This window comes from Amycolatopsis sp. CB00013, assembly GCF_001905755.1.
Lineage (GTDB): Bacteria > Actinomycetota > Actinomycetes > Mycobacteriales > Pseudonocardiaceae > Amycolatopsis > Amycolatopsis japonica.
In genome coordinates this window covers 1,845,981-1,871,137 of the sequence record NZ_LIWC01000002.1, presented here as the reverse complement: position 1 = coordinate 1,871,137, position 25,157 = coordinate 1,845,981, and the positions used below count along the sequence as shown (strand labels likewise).

The window sequence follows — 25,157 nt, the reverse complement described above, 5'->3', positions numbered from 1 at the left end:
GGCGACCTTCCGCTTTTCAGGTGTAGCTCTCCGAGCGCTGTGCTCACCTGCGGGGTTGCAGGTTATCAGTGAGCGCAACCCCGAAAGTTGTACGCTCGCTAAACGATCTTGTTAGCCAGCTCGCCGTGACGATCGTAGCCGCCGTGCCGCAGATCGGCGGACGTCGTCGAGGGCTCGACGCTCCCACGTGCCGAGCCGCTTGTGCAGCTCGTCGAATTCGCGACGCGACAGGTCGACCACCCGGAGGCAGAGCGTACGGACGTCGACGACGAGCGCCTCGGCTACCTCTTCGGGCTCGTCGGACCACCGCAGAGCGTCGGCCAGTTCGGTGACCACGATCAGCCGACGCGACGCCGACGCGTGCACACGTCGCTCGAGTCGGGTGTCGAGCCAGTGCACACCGCAGTAGCCGAGCACGTCGTCACGTCGTTCGTGGTGGACGATTTCGTGCGCGACCGTGCAACGCGCTTCGGCCTGATTAAGGATCGGGTGAACCCGAATCCGGCCGCCGCGGTAGTCGCCCCATCCGGTCACGGCAGACGACACGACGACCTCGGCGCCGAGCGCCTCGGCGTGCCGGTACGGGTCATAGGCGCGGCCCCATTCCATGCGTGTTCCTCCCCAACACGCGGGCGGTGGGAAGTCAGGCGCCGGTGTCCGGGCCGGGTTCGTCGGGCTGTTCAGCCTCGCTGATCCACTCGCGTTCTTGTTGAACTCTCATCGGTTCCGTACCTGGGCTGTCGGCGACGAGCTGTAGAGGGTTACCTCGGTCAAACGTGGGATGTTTCACGTTCACGTCGGGAACTCGCGAGGCCAGCTCGCCGAACCTTGTGTCGATCTCGTCGAGCAGCTCATGCACCGAATAGGCCGCGAGGCTCTGCCGAGCCTCGCTCGGCTTGAGCAATCCCGCGCCGACTAGCAGCGGCACGAGAGGCTCGCCGAGCGCCTGGGCGACGGCTCGCGCGTTCGGGATCGTGGGCGGTGACCCGCGGTTTCGCCAATCGGATATCCGACTTTCGGACACGCCGGCGGCGCGCGCAAGGTGCGCCGGCTTCCATCCGCGTTGCTCGAGCTGCGCTTGCAGGTACGTCCACCACTGCCCGTCACTCATAGCGTCATCCTACTTCCGTGCGCGGAAGTACTGACACCCGACGCAAGTCGGTTTTCGCATGCTTGCGTACACGGAAGCGTTGAAAGTCCCTTCCACCTGACCGTATGGTCGATCTTCCGCGGGGGTTCGAGATCTTCCACACGCGGAAGCAGGAGGGGAACGTTCAGTGACATCGCACGTCCGCATCCGACCGGATGCGCTCAGCAAGATTGCCACTGCGAAGGGGCTACGGTCGCGGTACGCGCTCGCGAAGCGCCTCGGCGTCAGTCAGTCCACCGTCGGGCGCGTGCTCGACGGCGAGCAGTGGCCCGGAAACGAATTCATCGCCGCAACGATCAAGGGGCTTGGCATCCCGTTCGACGTGGTGTTCGAGGTGACCGGCGGCGACGTCGCCTCGACGCCCGATTGCGCCGGGGTGGCCGGATGAGCGCCGCCGCTGTCCGCGTGGGCACGTTCGAGCCGGGCTCGGCCGAATGGCTCGCCGCTCGCGCGTCGGCGCTTGGCGGGTCCGAGGTGGCCGCCGTGCTCGGCCTCTCGCCGTGGGAGAGCCGGTTTTCTCTCTGGCACAAGAAGAAGGGCAACACCGGTCCGGCTGATGACAACGACGTCATGCGGTGGGGTCGCTGGCTCGAGGACCCGATCGCCCGCGCATTCGCCGCGGCACATCCCGAGTACCGCGTGCGCCGGTCCGGAACCTGGGCCAGTCGGGCGCGTCGGTGGCAGGTGGCGACGCCCGATCGGCTGCTGTCCACGCTCACCGAGCGCGCACTGCTCGAGGTGAAGACCGCGCACAACGCCGACGAGTGGGGCGAACCGGGTACCGACGAGGTGCCGATCTACTACCGGACGCAAGCCCTTTGGCAGCTCGACACGCTCGGCCTGTCCCGCGCGCACATCGCCGTGTTGATCTCCGGGTCGGACTACCGCGAGTACCTCGTCGACTGGAACCTCGCCGAGGTCTCCGTGCTCCGCGATGCCGCCCGTGAATTCCTCGACACCCTCGAGCGCGACGACCGCCCGGACATCGACGAGCACACCGCGACCTACCGGACGGTGCGCGCGCTGCACCCGCTCATTGACGACGTCGAGGTCGAGATCACCCCGCCGCTGGCCGAGCGGTATCGGGCCGCAGTCGCCGAGCACAAGGCCGCCGAGGACGCCAAGCGTCGGGCGGCCGCCGAGGTGCTCGACGCGGTCGGCTCCGGCCGGCGCGCCGTAGTCGCCGGCGAGTCGATCGCCATCCGCGTACCGGGCACCGGCGACTCGCCGCCGTCGCTGCGTCCGTCTCCCATCCGTTCGACACCGCAGAAGGTGAGCGCCGCAGCATGACCACTCAGACCGTCACGTCGGCCGTCGCGCAGCAGGACAGCTCGCCGGCTGCGCTGGTGCGCAAGTACCGCACGGACTTCGCGACCGTGCTTCCCAGCCACATCAAGCCCGAGACCTGGCTGCGCATCGCTACCGGTGCCCTGCGCCGAAGTTCGCAGCTCGCGCACGCCGCGGAGAAGAACCCGACGTCCTTGCTCGTCGCGCTGCTCGATGCCGCTCGCAAGGGGCTCGAGCCGGGCACGGAGCAGTACTACCTAGTCCCGCGCAAGACCAAGCGCGGTCCCGAGGTCCTCGGCATCACTGGGTATCAAGGCGAGGTGGAACTCATGTACCGGGCCGGCGCGGTGTCGTCGGTCAAGGTCGAAGGGGTGCGCGAACACGACACTTTCGCTTACAACCCGGGCGAGCACGACCGGCCGGTGCACGAGATCAACTGGCGCGCCAACCGCGGCGACCTGGTGCTCGCCTACGCCTACGCCTACGCGAAGATGCGCGACGGGGCGACGAGCAACGTCTCAGTGCTTTCCGCCGACGACATCGCCGTCATTCTGTCCAAGGCCGAGGGCGCCGACTCGCCGTTCTCGCCGTGGCAGTGGAACCCGAAAGCGATGTGGCTCAAGTCGGCCGCGCACCAGCTCGCGAAGTGGGTGCCGACCAGCGCCGAGCGCGTGTGGCAGCCCGACGGGCCGCCGCTCGAGGCGCCGCCGGCCACGCCGGTCACCCTGCCCACCGTCGAGGACGTCGTCGACGCCGAAGTCGTCGAGGACTGGCCGACCACGCCGGCGGACACCGCGGACAGTGAGCAATGACCGCGACCAGTGCGAAGGACCTCGAGGTAATCGTCGACGAGCCGGCCGACTGCCCGGAGTGCCCGGTGGTCGCTGGCCGTACGCCGGGGCAGCGGGTCTACGACATGTCCGGTCACCGCGAGCTACTCGCCGACCTGGCCGAATGGGCACGCGAGATCCGCTCTCGCCCGCGGGAGGGGGCCAAGCCGTGGCCGACCAGCTCGCCCTAGGGTTCGCCGACCGACACGCCGGCCAAGAGGCCAACCTCGCCGCCGCGGTCGCCGTGAACCGCGACTACCGGGCTGCGGCCGAGGCCGCGCTCGCCGAGCTGGTCCGCGAGGGCCGGCCCTTCACCGCCGAGGACGTCCGCAAGGCCGTTCCCAAGGACGTCGAGCCGCACTCACCGAACGTCCTTCCGTCTGTGCTCGGCACGTGGGCCGCGCGTCGACTAATCGTGCCGTGCGGCGAGTACCGAAGCCGCCGGCGAAGCCGCCGCGCAAGCCGAAACCGCGTGTGGATAGCTCACGCGGCCAACGTTGCTCGATTCGAGTAGGGGGTACAAATTGCCCCCATTCGAGTGGGGGTACAAATCGTACCCCTGTGCTGCGACATAGCCCTTAGCGTCAAGCGCACACAAAGCCTAAGCGCACCAAGGAATCCAGGCGCGTCACCAGCCAGTGACGGGCGCAGTGAAGCGCGCCCGCATCCGCCACTGCATCACCCAGGGGAACTCGTGATCATCCAATTTCCCAGCACCAGAACCGCGGCACCCGTTCGCAAGCTCGACGCGCTCGCCGTCGAGGCCGCGCTCAACGGCCACCGCACGTACGACGAGCTGCACCCGCGCGAGGTGTTCGAGGTCGTCCGGATCGCTCGCCGCCGCGGCGACACCCTCGACCAGGTCGCCGAACTGCTCGACGTGGATTTCTTCATGATCGCCGACGAGTACGAAGCCGCGGGGACCTGATGAGCGTTCAGGCCCTGCGATGGGCCGCCGAGCAGCAGGCCGGCGGACCCATGCCGAAACTCGTGCTCTACGCCCTGGCCGAGCACGCAAACCGCGACGGCTACGCCACGACGTCGCTTGCCACGCTCGCGCGCGAAACCGAGGCGTCCCGCCGGACTGTGCAGCGTGGGCTCGACGCACTCGTCGAGCAACGACTCGTCGCCCGCACCCGGCGTCAGCGCGGTACTGGCGCCGACACTTCCAACGAGTACCGCCTCAGGCTCAACCAGCCCGGTGACGGTGCCACACCGGTACTCCAAGGGGAGGGACACACTGACACCTCTCGGGGTCAGCACGGCGCTCCTCCCGCGTCAGAGCGACACCCCAGGTGTGTCGGTCAGACGCCCCACGTGGGTGTCACGGTGGCGCCCCAAAGTGAACCGGAACTACTGAACCGAACTACAGAACCAAGCAGCCTCGCGCGCGCGGACGCGCGTACGGACGCGCGTCCGCGCGCGCGAGGCACCGCCACTGTGGCAGAACTCTCCGCGACCGCGTCTCGGCCCGACGCCTACCGGCTGGTGACGTCGTGGCGCGACCAAACCGGGGCACCGTATCGGCCGGCGACGATTCGCGCTCTCGCCAAGCAGGCCGACGGCATTTTGCGCGACGGTGGCGCCCTGGTCCCGTTACGAGCCGCGCTCGACGAGTGGGACCGCCGCCCGGATGCTCGGCCCGGTCTGCTGCCGCACCTGTACGACGACGCGGTCAAGGCCACCCGGCTCACCAAGCAGCCGCCAACCCGTTCATCGGCACCGCGCAGTGCTCGCGGCGAGAAGGTCCGCGGGTGGCTCGCGCTCGCCGCCGCGTCCGCGCCGACCGATGCCGAACCGGTCGAACTGCTCGGAGCGGGCGGGGGCCAATCGTGAACCGCACTGAGGTCGCCGCGCTGCTCGGCGCTGCCTCGGCCGTCGACCCGAAGGTGCCGCAACCCGATCCGGACTTGCTGACCATGTGGGCCGGCATCCTCGATGACGTCCCGGCCGACGTCGCCGGTGCCGCGGTCCGCGAGCACTACCGGCACAACGGTGAAACCGTCATGCCGGCCGACATCGTCGAGTACTGGCGAACGGTTCGTCGTGACGCCGCCGAACGCGAACACGCCGCGCAGTTGCGAGCCCGCGCCGCAGAGCGGCCGCTCGACCTGCGCGCCATCCGCGACGGCGTCGCCCGGGTCACCGCGGCACTCGCCATCACCCGCGGAGTCGACCCCGAGTACGCCGAGGCCGAAGTCGAGGCTCGCCGCGCCTACCTCGCCGTGGCGTGCACCTGGTGCAAGGCACAACCGGGCGCACCCTGCACCGGTCCCGGTGGCAAACCACTCACCAAGCAGCCTGCGCACGATGCCCGGCTCGCCGACGCGCTCACGTCCACACGCTGAACACCAGGAGAACCGATGAACAACCACAACAAGACCGCCGCGGCGACCGGTCGCCAGCGCCTCCGCGCGCACGCGCGCGTCAACGCCTGCTCGGCGGACGGCAAGGCGCCACAGTGACGCGCGGGCCATCGTGGCGAGGGCGAGCAGCGTGCCGCAGTCGCCTCGACCTCGATTTCATCGACCCGGCCGACGAGCAGGTCGACCAGTGCCGCGCCGTCTGCGCCGAGTGCCCAGTGCGGGAGCTGTGTCTCGCCGACGCGCTCGCCGCTGGGGAAGCGTGGGGGATCTGGGGAGGGCTCGACGCCGACGAGCGCGCCGCCGTCGCCGAGCAGGCCGGGCACCCGGTGCCCGCAGTCCGGCCTGCGCATGGGTCGAACGCGCGCTACGCGAAACACGGATGCCGCTGCACGTCCTGCACCGACGCGCACACCGGCTACGAACGCGAACGGCGAGCGCGAGTACGGGCGCGTACTCAAGGGCCGTGGGCACGGCCGATCGTGCTCAGTAAGCCCGTGTGGTCGGGCGGGAGGTGGGCCGGTGCGGGTCAATACGTCTTGCCGCTTCTCGGCGTTCCCGCCTCGGTGGCGTGATCGACAGACCGTTTCACCGTTGCGTTCTACACGTGCGTTTCACGGTGAAACGTGTCGCCACGTGCAGTAGGACGTAAGGCGGCCTGCCTGCCTGGCCACCTAACGCTTCACCTACGAGGCTGCCGGTCCCCTTGTCTATCACTTGTCACGACACTTCGCGTCGCGCTTGTCATGAGGCTTCGCGTGCTTCCCCGTGTGACCCCTTGCACACCCGATCAACTGCCTCGGTACTTGGGCGTACACGTGTCCGATCACTTGGTGCGTCACTTGGTGCCGTACGTAGCCACACCCGTGATTGCATGCATGGGCGCACACGTAGGGTACTGACGGGAGCACCGATTGAGCACGTGCAGGCAGCACGGCTCGATGTGGCACCGATCGAATTACTGCTTTGACGTTTCACAGCCTTGCCAGCAAAGCGGCAAATATGCATTAATGGCGTAGTGCTCCTCACTGGGAGCACAAAAAGGCGGCGACCGAACTACGTCAGTGCCGTTAACACTGCGCAGCAAGGCCGCCGCCGAGAGGGTTACTTTCCGTCGCGCTTGATGCGAGCTGCTATGCGGAGTGCCCCGGCGAGTGGTCTCGTCCAACTGGCGAGACCACTCGCACCCAGGAAATCAGCGGCCATACCAACCGCATCAAGTCCCAGTGCGCAGCCTTCCAGCAGCTCAGAGACAACTCGCCGAGGCTCACCGGAAGGTAATCCTCGTCGTCGAAACATTGTCGCGATTCTCCCATCTCCACGCAGAGCCCTCGATACCGAAGGAACAACTCTGGCGCGGAAGTTCAACACCCGCATATCAAGGAGGATCGTGTTTGATTCGACACGACGATTAAATCGTCAACACCAGCAGAATGCAATCACATCGGCCGTCGTTTATGCTGAGAGCCTCGCGCGCGCACGCGCGCGCGCCATTCAACGCGCGTTGCACATAGTGCGACCGCCTCGCAATGTGATAGTTGTTACATCGGCCCGCCAAGTTGGTGACACTTGCACCCGAAGCTCGGCAACGTGATCAGCACATGTACTCACCCGTCGTCATGCAGCAATCCGACCGCAGGCGGCACGGTGTGCCCGTCGTGCCTCGGCCGGCTCCTGTCCGATCTGGTCGACGTCGCCGAACTGGTCGACCACCTCGAGGACACCGTCGCCCGACTCGCTAACACCGGACCGCCGCAGGTCGGCTCTCGGCCGGCCGAGACCGGGCTGCCGTTCAACGTCGGCGCTGCCGAGGTCCGCGACGTCGTGCACAACGTGTTCTCGACGTGGGTGCGGGACCTGTGGGAGACACACGGCTTACGCCGGCCAATGCCCACCGGCGAGACCGCGCCGGACGGTACGCCGCTCACCGTCGCCGAGCTGGAACCGCTCGACCTCGACGACACCGTGCCCGAGATGGCCGCGTGGCTGCGCCGACATCCGTCGTGGGTCGAGTACCACCCGGCCGGCGGCGAGCTGGTCGACGAAATCGGCGACGCCGTCGAGCAGGTCCGCCGGGCCGTCGACCTCCCGCCGGCGCGCTTGTACTGCGGGCCGTGCCCGGACTGCTCGGCCGACCTCTACGCCCGACCCGAACGGGCCGTCGTCGCCTGCCGTGAATGCGGGATGCGCCATGACGTCGAGGCCCGGCGCGAGAAGTTGCTCGACGCTGCTCGGGACGTCGAGGCGACCGCGGCGGAGATCGCCCGCGCGTTGCCGAAACTGCTCGGCCGCGAACTGTCGGCGAACACACTGCGCACATGGGCGCGCGCCGGCAAGCTCGATACGCGCGAGCCCGACGAGCATGGCCGGCCGCGGTACCGCGTCGGCGACGTCATCGACATTGCGCTCGTCACCCCTGCGCGAAAGCGTGTAACCCGCGAACCGGCCGGTTGTGCTTAAACTGGCGATTAGCAGCGGGTGAGCTGTACCCGCACTACGGTCAGACAGCCACTGGCTACCTCCCCCTCGGTCCGGGGCTGTCGCTTGCCCACCTTGTAACAAGTAGCGCTGTAGACACGCGTGTTACTTGTTACTTGTTACTTGTTACTTGTTACAAGCGTGCGAGGTGATCACCTTGCCGCGCAATCTGATCTCCGACGCTGACCGGGAGCGCGTGCGCGAACTACACGCCAAAGGCAAGACCCGCAACGACATCGCCCGGGAAATCAACCGCTCGCCGTCCACGGTGACCAGCATCGCTCGCGCGCTCGGCCTGTCCTTCGACCGCTCGGCCACTGCCGCCGCGACGCACGCCCGCCAGGTCGACAACCGCGCCCGCCGCACCGACATCGTCGGCCGGCTCTACGGCCGTGCCGAGCGCATCCTCGGCCGCCTCGAGGCCGACCGGTACACGTTCACTGCGACCACGATCAACGGCATTGAGTCCAAGGTTCTCGACCATGTGCCGGCGCCGGACGAAAAGGCGCTCGCCTCGGCGATGTCGACGCATCTCGGCGCCGTGGCCAAGCTCGAGCAGGTCGACGCCGACACCGGCGCCGAGGGCGCTCGGTCGATGCTCGGCGGGCTCGCTGTCGCGCTTGGTATCCCGACCGGGCCGCCGAATGGCTGAGCCTGCGCTCGACTTGCCGCTCTCGCCGGCGCAAGTCGAGTCGATGCAGGAGTCGCGTGCGCGCGTGAACATCTGGTCGGGCGCTATCCGGTCCGGCAAGACCATCGCAAGTCTGTTGCGCTGGTTGATCTACGTCGCGCACGCGCCCCGCGGCGGGCAACTTGTCATCGTCGGTCGCACCCGTGACTCGGTAGCGCGCAACGTGTTCGCACCGCTTCAAGACCCGACCCTGTTCGGCGCGCTCACCGACCACGTCCGCTACACCGCCGGCGCGCCCTCCGGCTGGATTCTCGGCCGGCAAGTGTTCGTGCTCGGCGCGTCCGACAGCAAGGCCGAGAAGGTCTTGCGCGGGTTGACTTGTGCCGGCGCGTACGTCGACGAGGTCACCGTCGTTACACGCGAGTTCTTCAAGCAGCTTCTGGGCCGGATGTCGGTTCCGGGCGCGCAGTTGTTCGGCACCACCAACCCGGACAACCCGGCGCATTGGCTGAAACATGACTACCTCGACCGGCTCGCCGAGCTGCCCGACTGGCGTTCGTTCGCGTTCACCCTCGACGACAACCCCTCGTTGTCCGCCGAGTACCGCGCGAGCATCCGCCGCGAGTACACCGGCTTGTGGTTCCGTCGGTTCATCCTCGGCGAATGGGTCGCCGCCGAGGGTGCCGTGTTCGACATGTGGGACCCCGACCGGCACGTCGTGCCGTGGGCCGAGCTGCCCGACCTGCGGCGCCTGCTCGCTGCCGGCGTCGACTACGGCACCACGAACGCAACCGCGGCGCTGCTGCTCGGCCTCGGCGTCGACGACCGGCTGTACCTGGTCGACGAGTGGCGCCACGACCCCGCACATGCGCGAACCCGGCTCACCGACTCCCAGCTCGCCGCCGGCCTACGCGAGTGGCTCGACCTCGAGCACCACCCGCGTCAGCAGGGCCGGCCCGAGTTCGTGGTCGTCGACCCGGCCGCCGCCAGCTTCCGGGTGCAACTCCAGTCCGACGGCGTGCTCACCCAAGCCGCCGACAACGACGTCGCCTACGGCATCCGGACCGTGTCGAGCCTGCTCGCCGAGGACCGGCTACGGATCGCCGATCGGTGCCGCGGCTTCATCGCCGAGGTACCCGGCTACTCGTGGGACGACAAAGCGACCGCCGCCGGCGAGGACAAGCCGATCAAGATCGCTGATCACTCGATCGACGGCGGCCGCTACGCCGTCACGACCACTGAGCCGCTTTGGCGGCAACCGACTGTCACGTAGGCGCACGAACTGGCAAATTAACAACAGCATACGCGCAAAGATCGAAGTGTGCGAAAATACCTAGATGCCGAGGTATTACGCAGCGATATCAGGACTCATTCCTCACGACTTCAGCGAAGAATTCGAAGTCGACACCTTTTCAATCATGCCGCGACGCTGGGAAGTAAGCCTCTGGGACTGGGCCGAACTTCAGTCAAAACACAAGCTTCATCTTCCCTTTACCGTCGCAGATTCCATCCTCAAGCGATGCAACCTCGAGATATCATTTCTTGCCGAGAGCGCAGGCGACGCCAAAGAGAAACTCTCGCCCCTTCACTTGATGCTTTACGCAAACAGGGTTCACCCGTTTAGCGTGCAGTTAATCTCGAGTCATTCCATCAACGAGTATGCGGGGATCAACAACAGAAAGAGCGAAAGCGGTCGATCACTGCTCCCAGAAGGCCTGCGGGACGGTATTACGACAAGCAATACTACGGTCGAGGTATGGCCAGCTCCATACAACTCCGGCGCACGGTTCGCGAACAACGAGCTCCAACATAAGGTAAGTCGGGAAGTATTCGCGAAGTCCGTGGAAGACGCATCAAGGTGGATACAATTAAGAGAAAGGAACCCCACCAGTCGCTTTCTTGAAAAGGTTGCCTTGACCGCTCCTACCTTGCCCGACGTCGATCTATCCCTTCTGCATTCATGGACGGGCCTTGAAGCACTATTTCCAAAAGTTCAGACAGAGGTCAGTTTTCGGCTAGCCCTCTACCTATCTCAACTTCACGCAGTACTAGGCGACCGTATGCCCTTCTTTCAACGTGCACGAACGTCATACAACGATCGATCAAAGGTGGCACACGGCGGGGAGTTAAAGAAGGCAAACAGCGACGACCGTTGGCTCAATGCATGGCTTCTCTTGATGGACAGCATTCTATCCATCCTTGCACGAGGATTAATACCAAGTGAAGAAGAACTTGTTGTAGAGCTACTGAAGGCTTCTGACCAGTCTTCGTGATCGCGCCGCCGTACAGCGAATTCTAAGTCAGCGCCCCTCGTAACTGAAAGGGGCGCCCATGACTGGACAATGGCCCCCAAGCCCGTATGACGTTGCTCAGGCGCGTATGCGCGAGTGGGATGCCTGGTACACCAGCGATCCCGACCGGCTCGCCGAGGTCTACGCCGATGATCGTCGCCGCGACACTGCACCTCGGCTTCGGCCGTCGACCTACCGCGGCGGCCTGGTGGGCGGGCTCGCCCGGTTCTTCTGGGGCCGACCGATCCCCGTCGGCCAGACGCGACAGCGGGTGCACGTGCCACTCGCCGCGGACATCGCAACCGCCTCGGCCGACCTTCTGTTCTCCGAACCGCCCCGCATCGTCGTCGACGACACCGCAGCGCAGGCGCGGCTCGACCTCGCGCTCAACTCGCCGGCGATGCACTCGCGATTGCTCGAGGCGGCCGAAATCGCCTCGTCGCTCGGCGGCGCCTACATGCGCGTGGTCTGGGATGCCGACGTGGCCGAGCACGCCATGCTCGACGCCGTCCACGCCGACGCCGCGGTGCCCGAATGGCGCTGGGGCGAGCTGTCCGCGGTCACCTTCTACACCCGGGTGCGCGTCGACGGGCCGGCCGTGTGGCGCCACCTCGAGCGCTACGAACCGGGCCGGATCGTGCACGCGCTGCACGTCGGCACCGACACCGAACTCGGTCGAGCGGTTCCGCTCACCGAGGACGCGGCAACCGAATGGGCGGCACCGCTGGTAGACGCCGCGGGTGGCATCGCCACCGGCACCGACCGGCTCGCCGCCGCGTACGTGCCCAACGTCCGCCCCAACCGAGTGTGGCGCGGCACCCCGCAACTCGCCCCGCTGGGCCGGTCGGACTTCGACGGCGTCGAAGGTCTCTTCGACGCGCTCGACGAGGTCTACACGAGTTGGTTGCGCGACGTCCGGATCGCCAAGGCCCGGCTACTCGTGCCGACCGGGTACTTACAGGACAACGGCGCTGGGCGCGGCGCGAGCTTCGACGAAGACCGCGAGGTCTATACCGAGTTGAACGCGCTGTCGCGCGGCGGATCGGACACTCTCACCGTTTCCGCGCACCAATTCGCGATCCGGGTAGCCGAACACCGCGACACCGCCGAGGACATCACCCGGACCGCGCTCCGCACCGCCGGGTACTCGCTAGCGACCCTCGGCGACAACGACGGCGACGCCTCGATCACCGCGACCGAGGTCACCGCCCGCGAGAAGCTGTCGAACCGGACCCGAGACAAGAAGGCCCGATACTGGGCCTCCGGGCTAGCGCACGTCTCCGCCGCGCTAGTCGAGATCGACCGAGTCGTCTTCGGCGGGACGGCGACCGTGTCCGACCTGCCGAAGGTCGAGTTTCCCGACCGGACGCAACCGGACCCCGAAGCGCTCGCGCGCACGGTGCAGGCGCTCGGCGCGGCCGAGGCCGCCTCGACCGACGTGCGGGTGCGGATGGTTCACCCCGACTGGGACGACGACCAGGTCAACGCAGAGGTTGCCGCTATCCTCACTGAATCCGGCCGGACCGTGCCCGACCCGGCGAAATTCCGCGGCTTCACCGAGGAAGGCAACACGAGACCAGTACGGTAAGCCTGTGACCGTCGCGAATCTTGTACTGGACTACGTGAAAGTGCTGGTCTGGCCTGTCGTAATCGGGTGTGTTCTCATCGGCTACAGGTACCCGCTTCAACGACTCATTGCTCGTCTGACGAAGGTCGACGCGGTAGGTGTATCCGCCACATTCGAGGCAGCAGCACAACAGGCGACAGCGATTTCCGGCCACCCTTCAAAGGGAATTGACAACGTCGACCTGACCAAGATTGAGCGCATAGCTCCCAGTGGATACAAGGATGCCCGCCAGCTCGCCGAGAAGTTCCGATCAGGAAAAATTGTCCTTTTGGACCTCACCGAAACGCCCAACGCCGACGCAAAGCGCCTCCTTGATTTTTCCGCCGGGATCGCTTTTCAGTCATTCGGAACAATGGACAAGGTCGCAAGTCGGGTGTTTTTACTGCATGGACAAAGGTCAAGTGCCCCAAGCGAGCAATAGCCGCGGAGCGGTCAAGGTCGGGTAGCTGACGGCTCCGGCCGCCAGACCGAAAGGTCTGGGGGTGACCGATGCCGTGGGAGGCCCCGCCCGGAGTTGATCCGGCCGACGTCGTCGAGCAGCTCGCCGCGGACATCCTCGCCCTGTACACACAGGCCGAGGCGCGGTTGCTCGGCGACATCGCCCGACGGGTCCGCGCCGGCCAGGATGTGCCCGCGTGGGCCGCGCAGAAGGCTGCCGCGGCGCGTGAGCTTCGGCTCGCCGCCGGGCGGATCGCTACGCAGGTCAGCGGGCAAGCAGGCCAGGCGGCCGCCGATTCCGTGTTCGCCGCGTGGCAGGCCGGCGCCGAGCAAGGGCTCGCGCAGCTCGCCGAACTCGGCGCGCTGTCGCCCGAGCAGCTCGAGCAGCTCGCCGGCGTAGTGCCCGGAATGCAGGCGGCCGCCATCCTCGCTGCGGACCTCACCAGCCGACTCGAGGCGCTGCCGCTACGCGTCTTGCGCTGGCAGCAGGACGCCTATCAAACGGCGGTCGCCGCCGCGGCGCCCGATCAGTTGCTCGGTACCGGCACGACCCACTCGGCGCAGCGCGCCACATGGGACCGACTCGCCGCCCAAGGCGTAACCGGATTCGTCGACCGTGCCGGCCGCGACTGGAACCTCGCGAGCTACGTCGAGATGGCCGTGCGCACCGCGACCGGGCGCGCGTGGAACGACGGGCACCTCGCTCGCATGGCCTCCGCCGGCGTCGAGCTGGTCACGATCACCCGCTCACGCCATGCCTGTCGACTCTGTACCCGCTGGGAAGGGCGGGTGTTGGCGCTGTCTGGTCCGGCCGGCGAGCGTCAGGCCGAGCACACCCTCACCGACGAGACGGTCACCGTCGACGTCGCCGCGACTGTCGTGCAGGCGCGGCTCGAGGGGCTCATGCACCCGAACTGTCGGCATCAGTTCGTGCCGTACCTGCCCGGAGTGACCAAGCTCGACGAGATCCGCGAGCACGACGCCAAGGCCGAGCAGGACCGCGAAGACTTGCGCGCGCTCGAGCGTAAGGTGCGCCGGAACAAGCGCAAGGCCGCGGCCGCGCTCACCGACGACGAGCGCCAGGCCGCCGAGCGTCGGGTGCGCGAGACGCAAGCCGAGATCCGCGAGCACGTGAAGCGGACCGGGCTCAACCGCAAGCGCTACCGCGAGCAAGTCAACCTCGGACACGGCGACCTCCGGGCCGCCGAGCGCAGGCGCAACCAGGTCGCAGAGGGCAGCGCCGAGCAGAACCGGCTCGACGCTATCGCCGCCAAACAGGCCCGCCAGCGCGAGGCCGAACGCCTCGCCGAGGAGAAGGCCGCGGCCGACAATGCCGTCGCCGATGCGCTCGCCGCGCAGCAGCGCACGCCGGCCGAGTTGAGCGACGACGAACTCGCCGTCGCCGACCGGGTGTTCGCCAAGCGCGCCGAACTGCTCGGCAAACCCGGACAGGTCAGCCGCACGCACCAGGCCGTACGCAACGAGATCGAACGGCGTACCGCGCCGCCGGCCGAACCGGTGGACCTGCGGGAGCTGTCCGACGAGCAGCTCGCCGACCGGCTCGCCGAAGTCGGAGACGACGAGGACGCCGTCGAGGCTGTAATCGCCGAACTGGAGCGGCGCGAAGCCGACCAGCAGTACGCCGACGCGGTCGCCGACGACCCAGACGCCGAGAAGTGGGCCGAGGTCGACCGGCTCGTCGAGACCGGTCTCGACTACGAACAGGCGTACGCCGAGGTATTCGACAAGGACGTCGAGAAGATGCGCCGCGAGGACGCCATCGCCCGACTTCGGCGCGAGGGCTACCGCGGCCGCGGGTTCGACGAACTCGCCCGCGCCGCCTACGTCGACCGACTCGAACGCGACTACTTCGCCGCCGAGGCCGCAACCAACGGATTCCTACTTACTCCGGAAGGCCAACGCGCCGGGCTGGACCCGCGGAACCTGTGGCGCCAGAACGAGACCTACGCCCGCCGTTGGGCGTCCGACGAGCTAAAGCAGTGGTGGGACGAAAACGGTAGGGTCACGTTCGACCAATTCGTCGCCGAACAGCTCGGCGGCGGCAACGGCGAACGGTTTCGTACCGGGGGTGAGTCGTGGCTGCAATAACCGCCGAGCAGGTCCGCGCCGCCCGCGAACAGGGCTACGCGGCCGGCTACGGACTCGCACCACCGACGCCGAACCCTTATGCACCCGCGCATACGCCCGAGTGGCTCGAACCGCGAACACCGGCCGAGCGCGCCCATCATGAGAATGCCGAGCGTGGACCACTCGCGCTCGCGCGTGTGTGGCGACTGGCATATCAGAACGGGCAAGCTGCTTACGCGCGCGAGCGCGAGTAGCGACTCACTAGAACGGTCGAGTAGGAGACCAATCGCTATCGACATGATAATGCGCAGCAAGGCACACGTAATCAACGTCGGTACGCAGCACGGCTCCGCCCTGTCGCATCACGCGCGTTCGTTGCTGCACAAGCTCAGCGCACCCGTCGTAGGGGCACTTGTCGTTTGTGGCCCGTAGCTGCTCGTCGGTCGACATAGGCCCCTGCCTCTTGCTAGTAGTTGTCGCAGGAAGTCGGCGACGGACCGGGTTTAGTTACAGATCGAGATTAGTCGTCAGGATTGGGGCTGGTGTCTGGCAAGGGCCGCAATTGCGTCCCCCGGCCTGGCATCCCTGCCCGCCAACGCTCAATCTCGATCAGGCGATCTTCTGACCAGCCCGGTACGTCGTCGATTTCAACGTCGGGGCACGGGAACGGGTGCATCGAGTTAGCCGGGTAGCGCTCTCGCCACTTGTTGACAAGCGTGCGGCTCACACCAAGGCGCTTGGCGACGGCAGCCGCGCCGATGCACTGTTTGACGGTCGGCTCGAGGTTCTGCTTGTCGTTCACGTGAGCACCGCCGCGCCGGTCACATCGTCGCGCGCGTAGAGCGCGCCGACGGGCATCGGCCACGAGAACGGGGCGGCGTCTGTGACCGCGCGCTCGGCGGCAACCTCGGCACATGCCTCCCAGATGTCGACCTGCCCCGGGACCTGACCGGCGACGTGCTTTCGCATGGCCTCGGCCTCGAGCAGCGGCCCAACTTCGAACAATGCCTGCATTGCGCTTCCCTCCAGTTTGTCGCCGTTGTTGACAACCTAAAGAACTCTCGCATGCTTTGTCAACATCGGCGACATTCTCTGTTTCTCGGCCAGGTGCCGAGTTTTCCCACCCCACGACCGCCCAGGAGGCAACCGTGTCCGCACCCATCACCCCGGCCGGCGCCAGCGAACCGACCGGTACACCCGGCGAGCCGGGTACCACCGGCAACCCCACGACCGGAGAGCAGCCGCCGGCCACCGGTCAGCCGAGCGCACCGCCGGCCGAGCAGAGCGCGACCGCGGACGATCTCGCCGCCCTGGCCCCGGCGACGCTGGCAAAGATGGTGCGCGAGCTGCGCACCGAGAACGCCGCAGACCGCACGAACGCGAAGACGAAGGCGGCCGACGAGGCGCGGCAGCAGCTCGCGCAGGACATCGGCAAGGCCCTCGGCCTGGTCGCCGGCGACGACGACAAGGCGGACCCGGCCAAGCTCGCCGAGCAGGTCACCGCCGAGCAGCAGCGCGCCCGCGCCGCTGCGGTCGAGTTGGCCGTGTTCAAGTCCGCCGGTCCACTCGGCGCCGACCCTGCCGCACTGGTCGACTCGCGCGCGTTCGTCTCGGCGGTCGAGCAGCTCGACCCCGCCGCGGCCGACTTCGCCGACAAGGTCGGCGCAGCGATCACCAAGGCCGTGACCGACAACCCGAAGTTGCGTGCCGCCGGCCAGGTGCCGCCGCGCAGCAGCGGGCAGCACGTCGGCGGGTCCGGCGAGAAGCCCGCCGCGAAGTCGCTCACGGACGCCATTTCCCGCCACTACGGCAACTGAGCATCTAGGAGAGTTCCATGCCCGTGACCTTGGCTGAGGCCAAGAACAACGCACAGACCGACTACGACCCGGCCGTGATCGACGAGTTCCGGAAAGAGTCGGCGATCCTCGACTCGCTGATCTTCGATGACGTCGTCAACCCCTCCGGTGGGGGCGCGACGCTCACCTACGGGTACCGCCGGCTGATCACGCAGCCGACCGCGGATTTTCGCGCGCTCAACTCCGAGTACGCGCCGCAGAACGTCACCACCGCACCGTTTTCGGTCAACCTGGCCGTGCTCGGTGGCGCGTTCGAGGTCGACCGGGTAATCGCGAAGGTCGGCCCTGCCGCGTCCGCCGCGGTGTCGCTTAACATGTCGCAGAAGATCAAGGCCGCGAACACCCGGTTTCAGGATGCGGTGATCAACGGCGACACCGCCGTCGAGAGCAACGGTTTCGACGGGCTCGACAAGGCGCTCGTGGGCTCCACCACGGAGTTTCGCGCCGGCCAGGTCACCGACTGGACCGACTTCGACACCAACGCGCGCGCCGAGCACAAGGCGCTCGACGCCGTCGACGAGTTCCTCTCGCTGCTCGACGGTGCGCCATCGGTGGTGATCGGCAATGCGAAGTCGCTGGCCCGGGTTCGAGCGGCCGCGCGCCGCGCTGGCATGTACACCCGCGACCCGGTCGAGGGGCTGATCGGTGTCAACGGCCGGCCGGTGGTCCGCGAGACCTACGGCGGGGTGCTGCTCGTCGACGCCGGCGCGAAGGCCGGCACCAACAACCCGATCGTGCCGATTCTCGGCCGGACCGTTGGCGGTACCGCGGCGACCGGGCTCACCGACCTTTACGCCTACCGCGTGGGGCTCGACGGCTTCCACGGGGTCGCGACCGTCGGCACGCAACTCGTCGAGAGCTGGCTGCCCGACTTCACCGTCGCCGGCGCGGTCAAGAAAGGCGAGGTGGAGCTCGGCCCGGTCGCCGTCGCGCTCAAGGCCACGAAGGCGGCCGCCGTCTTCCGCAACATCAAGGTGCAGTGATGCCACGACACATCATCGAAACCCCGGTCGCCGACTACGCGGGCACCGTCGCCGGCGTCCGGTTCACCGCAGGCCGCGGCAAGACCGACGACGAGAACGCGGTCGCCTACTTCCAGCGGCACGGCTACACCGTGACGCCGGCCGAGGGCGAAGTCGAATCCGCCGAGCCGGACGTCGACGACCCGCCGGCCGATACCGCGCCCGCCGACGAGACGCCGCTCGAGAACCCGCCAGCCGAGCCGGAAGGGCCGAAGCGCACCAGCCGTCGCACGCCGGCGAAGTAGCCACCGCGACCGGCGCCCGCGCCCTCCGATCGGGCGCCGGCCGCGGCTACCACCAAACGAGAGGGGTCGCCGTGGCACGCGCGTATGCGACCGCCGAGGACTACGCGAACTGGCTCGACATCGCTACCCCGCCCGAGGGCATTACCCGGCAGCTCGCCCGCGCGTCGCAGCTCGTCGACTGGCTGCTCGTCACCGCGGTCTACCTCACCGACCCGGCCGGCTACCCGGCCGACCCGGACATGCGCGCCGCGGTACGCGACGCCACGTGCGCCACCGTCGCGTGGTGGGAAGACACCGGCGACGACTCCGGCGCGGCCGCCCGGTTCACCTCCGCCGGCATCGGGTCCGTGAACCTCACCCGGGCAACTACCGCGGCCGCCGGCACACCCGGCGGTGCGCAGGCCGCCCGGCTTTCGCCCGAGGCCATGCAGATACTCACCGCGGCTGGCTTGCTCGGCGAGGGCCCGGTCGAGCAGGAGGTAGCCCGGTGGCGCTGACCATGCCCGCGTTCCTGCTCCCGCACGCCGTGACCGTCAAGCCCTACACCGGCACCGGCGCGTATGGCACGGCCTTCGGCCGACCGTTCACCGTGCGGCGCGCCTACGTCGAGGACCGCCGGCGCCTGGTCCGCGCGACCGATGGCGCCGAGACCATCAGCGAAACGACCGTGATCACCAGGCCTGGCCCCGCAGTACCGGCCGGCTCCGAGGTCACCGTGTGGCCCGGCACGCCGGCCGAACGCACAGCGACCGTGATCACCTCGAGCACGTTCGACCACCCCAGCGCGCCGGCGCACCTCGAGATCACCCTCACGTAAGGGAGGTACCCGCCGTGCGACTCAAGACTGAGTTTCACTGGCAAGGCGATCACGTCCTCGAGGACTTCACCCGCGGCGCCAAGAAGGGCGTCAAGCTCGCCGCCGAGCACGTCCGCAGCGTCGCCGTGAACCGAGCGCCCAAGGACACCGGCGCACTCCGCAACACCGGCTCGGCGACCACCGACGGGCTCACCGGCGCCGTCTCGTTCGACACCGAGTACGCCGTGCGCCAGCACGAAGAGACAACCTGGCACCACGAAGACGGCGAAGCGAAGTACCTCGAGACCGCGCTCGACGACGAGGTCGACGTCGCCCGGCAGATCATCGCCGCGCAGATCCGCAAGGCCACCCGCTCATGAGGTTCGTCATCGAGCTGGGGGAACTCATCGCCCGGCACCTCGCCGCGGCCGGCGTCGGAACCTACCAGGCCGACGCTGGCTACGCAGCCAACGAAACCGGCATCGTGTTCGGCGGCCTGCCCGCCGACCCACCGCGCGCAGTCGCCCTGCTGCTCTACCCGCTCACGCACGACACTGACGCTGACGCCGAGTACGGCTTGCGCATCCGCTTCCGCTCCGCTGGCCAGGACCCGCGCGACCTGTTTGACCTCGTCGACGCCGCGTTCGACGCGCTCGCCGGCGCCGGCGAGCAGCAGCTCGGGCTTGGCGTCCACCTGGTCACGCGCGAGACCTCGAACCCCAGCGGCACCGACCAGAACGGCCGCTACGTGCACACCGACACCTACCAAATTCGGGCATACCACCCGACTCGATACAGGCAGTAGGAGCCAGCCGTTAAGTTGACCATATGCAAACTGGTCAAGTTTCCATATGGGTACCGATTATCGTCGGAGTCATCGGCCTAATTGGCGTAATAAGCGGTCAATTGGTGAACGCATGGCGAGAAGATCGACGGTGGCGACGCGATCAAGAACGTGAAGAAGTTCGATGGAAACGCGAGCGAGAAAAAGAAGAGATGAAGCTGGCGCACGACAGCGTGATAAACCTCCGAGATAAACGGATCGAGCTGTTTGCAGCCTACATTCAATCAGTTTACGCCGCGGCAATGCTGGCAAATAAGCTTGAGAGCGCTCCAAGCATCGAGTCCGTCAAGGAAATGCAAGTCGAGTACCAGCAACTCCAAGCCGCGAGCGAAGCAGCGGGGCAGGCCGTCCGAATTATCGCCTCGGACCAGATATTGGCCTTATTCAAGTCCAACGCACTGGTACTTTTCCACGGATTTATTCACAGGTACCTGGTGCCACCACTCGGAGCAACCGAAGAAGAGACAAAGGCCAACCAGGAAAAGGCATTAAAGGACTACAAGGATTCACAACGCGAACGCAGTACCCGGATATGGAGCTACTACCACGACTTGACGAACCTCGTAAGAGCAGATCTAGGAATCACACCCATGCAAAAGGAGTAAAGTAAATGGCTCTGCGTTCCATGCTCGCCAGCGATTGGGCGCTCGAGGTCGACACGGCCGCGAGCGGCGCCACTGCTCCACAATGGACGCCGGTTCGCGGCCTGTCGAACTTCTCGGAGAGCACAGACGACAACACCGAGGACGACTCGACCAACGACGCGCCCGGTTGGGGCGCCGACGTGATCACTCAGCGGAAATGGAAGGTCGAGGCCGAGGGCAAGCGCAAGCGCGACACCGCGGCGACCGTCTACACCCCCGACCCCGGACAGGAGTTCATCCGCAAGGCCGCGCGCAAGGTCGGTTTCTCGGCCGACGTGCATGTGCGGTGGTACCGCCGAGACGGCTCGCCGGACGCGTCCGAGGGTTACGCGCAGGTGTCCGAGTTCACCAAGGGCGGCGAGACGACCGACCTCGAGCCGTTCAACTTCACGTTGCTGGGCCAGGGCGAGCCGCGCGAGATCGCCAATCCCGTGACCACTCCACCGGCCGGCGGTGCCTCGGTCGCATCGATGAGCGGGGGTAAGTGATGGCGTATCGGGATCTCGACGAGCTGCTCGACGGCGGGCTCGAGCTACCCATCGGCGGCAAGGTCTACGCCGTTCCGCCGGTCGACGCCGAGACCGGTCTGCGGTTGCAGCGGCTTCACGACTGGATGTTCGGCGTGGCAGCCGCGGTCAAGGCACACGAGGACACCCCTGACGCCGGCGAGCTGTCGGTGCCGGAGCCGGGCGGCGAGCTGCTGTCGGACGCGCAGGAAATCGACATGTACCGCAAGTCGCTCGGCACGGCCTACGACGAGATGGTCGCCGACGGGGTCGCGTGGCCGCGGTTCAAGGTCGCCGGCATGACCGCGTTTCTGCACCACACGCAGAGCCCGGAGGCCGCCGAGACGTACTGGAACGCCGGCGGCCGCCCGGAAGCCTCGGCGGGGAATCGGGCGAGCCGTCGCGCGGCGGCCCGATCGACCCCGCAACGGGCATCCGGGAGTGGTACGACCCGGACACGGAAGGCGGTGCCGGCGACGGCCCGCGCTGGTCGGACATCTTCGCGCGCTGGTCGCTCGTCGAGCTAGACCTGCACGAGGTCTACGGGCTCGACCTTGAGGTGCCTGGCTTGCTGCGCGCCCGCTCGTGGCGCTGGCTGCGCATCCGCATCGCCGGTCTGTTCTCCACCGACGCCAGTCGGCTACGCCGTGCCCTCTACCCAGAGCCTGTTAACGCGTTAACGCCTTAACACGTTAAGGCGTTAACGCGCCCTGAGCACCAGAGCCACCCCGCCCCTGACGAGCAGCGGGCGGGGGTGGTCGCGTGGCGCTCACCATCGGCGAGCTTGTCGGGTATCTGCGCATCGACGACAAGGGCGTCGCCGGCAAGCTCGCGCAGGCCCGCGCCCGGTTCGCAGCCGCAGCACGCGACACCGACGTCTACGACAACGCGCTCATGCGCGCGGGCAAGTCCGCGCGCGACATGGCGCTCTCTGCGGGCGCGAGCGCGCTCAAGGTCGGTGCGCTCGCCGGCGCGGCCAACCTTGCCGGCGGCGCGCTCGGCGCACTCGGCGGCGGCATCGTCACCGCGTCGGGCGCGCTGCTGATCCTGCCCGGTGCCGCGGTCGCCGGCGGTGCCGCACTGGCCTCGCTCAAGGTCGGGTTGTCCGGGTTCGGAGACGCCTTAAAGGCCATCGACGACCCGGCGAAGTTCGCCGAGGCCACCGCGAAACTCGCCCCCGCCGCGCGCAACACGGCGAACGCCGTGCGCGACTTGGCGCCGGCGTGGGACGCGGTCAAGCGCTCGGTACAGCAAGAGCTTTTCTCCGAGATGGGCGACGTGGTGCGCCAGCTCGGCGCGCAGTACCTCCCGATTCTCAAGCGCGGCATGACCGACGTTGCCTCGAGTTTCGGCGTCGGCGCCGCCGGCCTGGCCGCGTTCCTGCGCGAAGCGCAGACCGGGCGCGACGTCGCGACGATCTTCGATAACAGCTCGACCGCGGTGTCGAACCTGGCCGAGGTCACGCAGCCACTCGCGCAAGTTTTCCGCGACGTGGCGACCGTCGGCTCGACCGTGTTCGCCGACCTCACCACCGGCGCCGGCTCAGCCGCCGAGCGGTTCGCCGCGTTCATCTCCGCGGCCCGGGAGTCCGGGCAGCTCGAGGCATGGATGCGCAACGGGCTCAACGCGCTACAGCAGCTCGGCCAGCTCGCCGGCAACGTCGGCGGCATCATCTCGGCCGTCTTCTCGGCGATGTCGACGAACGGCGTGTCGACGCTCGACGTGCTCGTGCAGGCAACCGGTGCCGTGCGGGACTTCCTGAACTCCGCGCAGGGCGCCACTCTCCTACAGCAGGTTTTCGGCGGCATCGCCGCAGCCGCCCGCGGCCTGGCCCCGATTTTCGCCGAGATCGGGCGCGTTCTGGTGTCTGATGTCGGCCCGGCCATAGCCACGCTCGGCCCTCAGGTCGGCGCCGCGCTCGCCTCGCTGGCACCCGCCGTCGCTCCGCTAGGTAGCGTTCTTTCCGCCCTGGCACCTGTGGCCGCCGCCGTCGCGCAGAGCTTGGCTGGCGGTTTGACCGCGGCCGTCGTCGCGCTTCAACCTGCCGTTGTCGCTCTGGCTCCTGGTTTGGCCACGCTGGCGAGCCAGATCGGCAGCGTTCTCGCCGTGGCGCTCCAGGTCGCCGGTCCGCTTCTGGCGATGCTGGCTGGATTTCTGTCCGACAACATGACGTGGCTCGGTCCCCTGGCGATCGGGTTTGCCACCGTCGCTGCGGCCGCCGGTCCGCTTACGACGCTAGTCGGTGGCCTCTCGACCGCCTTCCGCACGGCGACAACGATTTTCAACGCCTTGCGGGTCGCAATGATGACCAACCCGTTTATTTTGATAGCGACGGCCGTCGCGCTTCTCGCAGTGTTGATCATCTCAAATTGGGACACGATCAAGTCCGCGATTGGCGCCGCGCTCGATTGGATCGGAAATTTCATTTCCGGGGCGGTTGACTTCATCGTCGATCTGTTTTTGAACTGGTCGCTTCCCGGGCTGATCATCAAGCATTGGGACACCATCGTGGCCGGCGTCCGTACCGCAGTGAACTGGGTCCTTGACGCGGTCGCGTGGCTCGGCTCCCTGCCGGGCAAGGTGGCCGCCTGGTTCGGAGATCTGACGAGGGCCGCGATAGGCAAGGCGGCCGAGCTGGTCAACTGGCTACGCGGCTTGCCGGGGCGCGTGCTCGACGGGCTCGGCAATTTCGGATCGCTTCTCCTGAACGCCGGACGCGATTTGCTCACCGGCTTGTGGAACGGGATTCAGAATGCGGCAAGTTGGCTCAAAAACAAGGTGCTCGGATTTTTCGGCGACTTGCTCCCCGGGTGGGCTAAAGACATTCTCGGGATCAACTCGCCGTCGACCGTGTTCGCCGGCATCGGCCGGTGGATTCCGCCCGGCCTAGCCGGCGGCATCGACGAGGCGGCCGGCGTCGCGCTGCGCTCGGCGTCCGATCTCGCGACACGCGTGTCGGACACGATGGCGGCCGGCCTGACCACGCCCGCGCTCGCGTTCTCCGGCGCGCCCGGCACCGGCACCGGTGGCGCGGCCGGCGCCTACGCAACTACCGGGACCCGGGCGACCGTCCACATTGACCAGTTCCACGCGACACCGGCACAGTCGCCGGCCGACATCGCCGGCGAGCTGGACTGGTTGAGCCGCGGGGGTGGGTAATGGCCACTGGGGACCTGATCACCCGCGATGGACAACTCGAGTGGCGCGGCATCCTGCTCGGCGCCGGCACGGCGTACGGGTGGCGCGCCCTCGAGGGCTGGCTCGACCTGCCGCAGATGCGCGGCGGCGACGTCGACCGGCCCGGACAACACGGCACGTTCCCGGGGCAGTTGCTCGCGCAATCGCGCACGATCTCCTACTCGTTCGTGATCTCGGCGCGGCGCGCCACGCGCGAGCAGTTCACCGCCGCGGTTGACCTGCTGCGCGCGGCCACCACGCCGACGGAGAACCCCGACGAGGAACCGCTCGTGATCCGGCTCGCCGGCCGGACCTGGCAGGCGCTCGCCCGGTGCACGCGCCGGTCGGTGCCGACCGGGCTCGCCTACGACACCGGCTACGTCGCCGGCGCGGTGCAGTGGGTCGCCACCGATCCGCGGTTGCTCGAGCTACCCGGCTACGCCGCTTCGACCACGCTCGGCGCGGTCGGCTCCGGCGGGCTCGCCTTCCCGGTGCGGTTCCCGATGCCGTTCGGCGCGTCGGCCCGCGGCGGAGTCATCACCTGGACTAACACCGGCACGGCCGAGGCGTGGCCGGTCTGGCGCATCGCCGGCCCCGTCCGCGGTCCCTCGATCACCCGCCGCGACACCGGGCAGGCCCTCGAGTTCGATCCCGACTGGATCATTCCGGCCGGCCAAGTCGTCGAGGTCGACACGCTCGCCCGAACCGTGTTGTTCGTCGGCAGCAATGTTTCGGCGTCCGACCGACTGTTCACCCGTGGTTGGTTCAGCTTCCCGCCCGGCCGTGAAGTACAGGCCGTTTTTGCTTCTGCCGCAACGAGTTCCGACTCGCGCTTGTCGGTGACCGTGCATAACACCGCGATGTGAGACGGAGGTTTCCCCATG

Annotated in this window: 32 protein-coding genes and 1 pseudogene; 29 read left to right on the top strand and 4 right to left on the bottom strand. The window is 67.6% G+C overall.

Annotation, left to right across the window (positions count from 1 at the left end; translation table 11 throughout):
- Positions 1-111 precede the first annotated feature (111 nt).
- A complete protein-coding gene (locus AMK34_RS42730) occupies positions 112-609 on the bottom strand; it encodes a hypothetical protein (protein ID WP_073846189.1) in 498 nt (165 codons plus the stop codon).
- A gap of 34 nt (positions 610-643) precedes the next feature.
- Positions 644-1,111 (bottom strand): helix-turn-helix domain-containing protein, encoded by a 468-nt coding sequence (locus AMK34_RS19150; RefSeq protein ID WP_073846188.1) that lies wholly within the window; start codon positions 1,109-1,111, stop codon positions 644-646.
- Between the two features lie 166 nt (positions 1,112-1,277).
- On the opposite strand from AMK34_RS19150, the gene AMK34_RS19145 reads away from it, so the two are divergent.
- The 17 genes and pseudogenes from AMK34_RS19145 (at position 1,278) to AMK34_RS19075 (ending at position 15,204) form a co-directional block, all read left to right on the top strand.
- The gene (locus AMK34_RS19145) at positions 1,278-1,538 is read left to right on the top strand and encodes a helix-turn-helix domain-containing protein (protein ID WP_073846187.1); all 261 of its coding nucleotides are present in this window, start codon (positions 1,278-1,280) and stop codon (positions 1,536-1,538) included.
- Complete coding sequence (locus tag AMK34_RS19140; RefSeq protein ID WP_073846186.1) at positions 1,535-2,440, top strand: YqaJ viral recombinase family nuclease; 906 nt, start codon at positions 1,535-1,537, stop codon at positions 2,438-2,440. Before AMK34_RS19145 ends, AMK34_RS19140 begins: the two co-directional genes overlap by 4 nt.
- Positions 2,437-3,249 (top strand): recombinase RecT, encoded by an 813-nt coding sequence (locus AMK34_RS19135; RefSeq protein WP_073846185.1) that lies wholly within the window; start codon positions 2,437-2,439, stop codon positions 3,247-3,249. Before AMK34_RS19140 ends, AMK34_RS19135 begins: the two co-directional genes overlap by 4 nt.
- On the top strand, positions 3,246-3,458 hold the full coding sequence (locus tag AMK34_RS19130; protein WP_073846184.1) for a hypothetical protein: 213 nt from the start codon (positions 3,246-3,248) through the stop codon (positions 3,456-3,458). The genes AMK34_RS19135 and AMK34_RS19130 overlap by 4 nt, the downstream gene beginning before the upstream one ends.
- A complete protein-coding gene (locus AMK34_RS42725) occupies positions 3,437-3,781 on the top strand; it encodes a hypothetical protein (protein ID WP_143202487.1) in 345 nt (114 codons plus the stop codon). Before AMK34_RS19130 ends, AMK34_RS42725 begins: the two co-directional genes overlap by 22 nt.
- A 180-nt stretch (positions 3,782-3,961) precedes the next feature.
- Positions 3,962-4,195: a hypothetical protein gene (locus tag AMK34_RS19125; protein WP_073846183.1), complete on the top strand. Its 234-nt coding sequence runs from the start codon at positions 3,962-3,964 to the stop codon at positions 4,193-4,195.
- Positions 4,195-4,380 (top strand): annotated as a pseudogene (locus tag AMK34_RS43955) (helix-turn-helix domain-containing protein); the annotation flags it as partial. The gene AMK34_RS19125 and the pseudogene AMK34_RS43955, both read left to right, overlap by 1 nt.
- A gap of 327 nt (positions 4,381-4,707) precedes the next feature.
- Positions 4,708-5,103 (top strand): hypothetical protein, encoded by a 396-nt coding sequence (locus tag AMK34_RS43475; RefSeq protein ID WP_241832798.1) that lies wholly within the window; start codon positions 4,708-4,710, stop codon positions 5,101-5,103.
- Positions 5,100-5,615: a zinc finger domain-containing protein gene (locus tag AMK34_RS42720; protein ID WP_073846181.1), complete on the top strand. Its 516-nt coding sequence runs from the start codon at positions 5,100-5,102 to the stop codon at positions 5,613-5,615. Before AMK34_RS43475 ends, AMK34_RS42720 begins: the two co-directional genes overlap by 4 nt.
- Before the next feature lie 113 nt (positions 5,616-5,728).
- Entirely contained in the window at positions 5,729-6,205 is a 477-nt protein-coding gene (locus tag AMK34_RS19110) for a WhiB family transcriptional regulator (RefSeq protein ID WP_073846180.1), read from the top strand.
- Positions 6,206-7,199: 994 nt separating this feature from the next.
- Positions 7,200-8,090 (top strand): hypothetical protein, encoded by an 891-nt coding sequence (locus AMK34_RS19105; protein WP_143202486.1) that lies wholly within the window; start codon positions 7,200-7,202, stop codon positions 8,088-8,090.
- Positions 8,091-8,256: 166 nt separating this feature from the next.
- A complete protein-coding gene (locus tag AMK34_RS19100; protein ID WP_083649902.1) occupies positions 8,257-8,760 on the top strand; it encodes a helix-turn-helix domain-containing protein in 504 nt (167 codons plus the stop codon).
- 64 nt (positions 8,761-8,824) lie between these two features.
- Positions 8,825-10,012 carry a PBSX family phage terminase large subunit gene (locus AMK34_RS19095; RefSeq protein ID WP_198941683.1) on the top strand — a complete coding sequence of 396 codons (1,188 nt, stop codon included), beginning with the start codon at positions 8,825-8,827 and terminating at the stop codon, positions 10,010-10,012.
- Positions 10,013-10,076: 64 nt separating this feature from the next.
- A complete protein-coding gene (locus AMK34_RS42715) occupies positions 10,077-11,012 on the top strand; it encodes a hypothetical protein (RefSeq protein ID WP_143202485.1) in 936 nt (311 codons plus the stop codon).
- A 106-nt stretch (positions 11,013-11,118) separates the two neighbouring features.
- Positions 11,119-12,618 (top strand): phage portal protein, encoded by a 1,500-nt coding sequence (locus AMK34_RS19085; protein WP_083649901.1) that lies wholly within the window; start codon positions 11,119-11,121, stop codon positions 12,616-12,618.
- Positions 12,619-12,622: 4 nt separating this feature from the next.
- Positions 12,623-13,078, top strand: a complete 456-nt coding sequence (gene sepF / locus AMK34_RS19080; RefSeq protein WP_073846176.1) for a cell division protein SepF — start codon at positions 12,623-12,625, stop codon at positions 13,076-13,078.
- 68 nt (positions 13,079-13,146) lie between these two features.
- Positions 13,147-15,204 carry a phage minor capsid protein gene (locus AMK34_RS19075; protein WP_073846175.1) on the top strand — a complete coding sequence of 686 codons (2,058 nt, stop codon included), beginning with the start codon at positions 13,147-13,149 and terminating at the stop codon, positions 15,202-15,204.
- A gap of 499 nt (positions 15,205-15,703) precedes the next feature.
- Here AMK34_RS19075 and AMK34_RS42710 read toward each other — a convergent pair whose 3' ends face one another.
- Both AMK34_RS42710 and AMK34_RS19070 read right to left on the bottom strand, forming a co-directional pair.
- Positions 15,704-15,985 (bottom strand): helix-turn-helix domain-containing protein, encoded by a 282-nt coding sequence (locus tag AMK34_RS42710; protein WP_143202484.1) that lies wholly within the window; start codon positions 15,983-15,985, stop codon positions 15,704-15,706.
- Positions 15,982-16,197, bottom strand: coding sequence for a hypothetical protein (locus AMK34_RS19070; protein ID WP_073846174.1), 216 nt, complete (start codon positions 16,195-16,197; stop codon positions 15,982-15,984). Before AMK34_RS19070 ends, AMK34_RS42710 begins: the two co-directional genes overlap by 4 nt.
- A gap of 134 nt (positions 16,198-16,331) precedes the next feature.
- On the opposite strand from AMK34_RS19070, the gene AMK34_RS19065 reads away from it, so the two are divergent.
- The 12 genes from AMK34_RS19065 (at position 16,332) to AMK34_RS19005 (ending at position 25,139) form a co-directional block, all read left to right on the top strand.
- Positions 16,332-17,000, top strand: a complete 669-nt coding sequence (locus tag AMK34_RS19065; protein ID WP_073846173.1) for a hypothetical protein — start codon at positions 16,332-16,334, stop codon at positions 16,998-17,000.
- Between the two features lie 17 nt (positions 17,001-17,017).
- Positions 17,018-18,022, top strand: coding sequence for a major capsid protein (locus AMK34_RS19060; RefSeq protein WP_073846172.1), 1,005 nt, complete (start codon positions 17,018-17,020; stop codon positions 18,020-18,022).
- Positions 18,022-18,306 (top strand): hypothetical protein, encoded by a 285-nt coding sequence (locus tag AMK34_RS19055; RefSeq protein WP_143202483.1) that lies wholly within the window; start codon positions 18,022-18,024, stop codon positions 18,304-18,306. The genes AMK34_RS19060 and AMK34_RS19055 overlap by 1 nt, the downstream gene beginning before the upstream one ends.
- Before the next feature lie 71 nt (positions 18,307-18,377).
- Positions 18,378-18,803 (top strand): hypothetical protein, encoded by a 426-nt coding sequence (locus AMK34_RS19050; RefSeq protein WP_073846170.1) that lies wholly within the window; start codon positions 18,378-18,380, stop codon positions 18,801-18,803.
- Positions 18,794-19,123 (top strand): hypothetical protein, encoded by a 330-nt coding sequence (locus tag AMK34_RS19045; protein ID WP_073846169.1) that lies wholly within the window; start codon positions 18,794-18,796, stop codon positions 19,121-19,123. Before AMK34_RS19050 ends, AMK34_RS19045 begins: the two co-directional genes overlap by 10 nt.
- Positions 19,124-19,137: 14 nt before the next feature.
- Positions 19,138-19,482 carry a hypothetical protein gene (locus AMK34_RS19040; RefSeq protein ID WP_073846168.1) on the top strand — a complete coding sequence of 115 codons (345 nt, stop codon included), beginning with the start codon at positions 19,138-19,140 and terminating at the stop codon, positions 19,480-19,482.
- Positions 19,479-19,907, top strand: coding sequence for a minor capsid protein (locus AMK34_RS19035; protein WP_073846167.1), 429 nt, complete (start codon positions 19,479-19,481; stop codon positions 19,905-19,907). Before AMK34_RS19040 ends, AMK34_RS19035 begins: the two co-directional genes overlap by 4 nt.
- A gap of 23 nt (positions 19,908-19,930) precedes the next feature.
- Complete coding sequence (locus tag AMK34_RS19030; RefSeq protein ID WP_143202482.1) at positions 19,931-20,551, top strand: hypothetical protein; 621 nt, start codon at positions 19,931-19,933, stop codon at positions 20,549-20,551.
- 5 nt (positions 20,552-20,556) lie between these two features.
- Complete coding sequence (locus AMK34_RS19025; protein WP_073846165.1) at positions 20,557-21,078, top strand: phage tail tube protein; 522 nt, start codon at positions 20,557-20,559, stop codon at positions 21,076-21,078.
- On the top strand, positions 21,078-21,623 hold the full coding sequence (locus AMK34_RS19020; protein WP_073846164.1) for a DUF7426 family protein: 546 nt from the start codon (positions 21,078-21,080) through the stop codon (positions 21,621-21,623). Before AMK34_RS19025 ends, AMK34_RS19020 begins: the two co-directional genes overlap by 1 nt.
- Before the next feature lie 235 nt (positions 21,624-21,858).
- Positions 21,859-24,255, top strand: a complete 2,397-nt coding sequence (locus AMK34_RS19010; protein ID WP_073846163.1) for a phage tail protein — start codon at positions 21,859-21,861, stop codon at positions 24,253-24,255.
- A complete protein-coding gene (locus AMK34_RS19005) occupies positions 24,255-25,139 on the top strand; it encodes a phage tail domain-containing protein (protein WP_073846162.1) in 885 nt (294 codons plus the stop codon). The genes AMK34_RS19010 and AMK34_RS19005 overlap by 1 nt, the downstream gene beginning before the upstream one ends.
- The last annotated feature ends 18 nt before the right edge of the window (positions 25,140-25,157 follow it).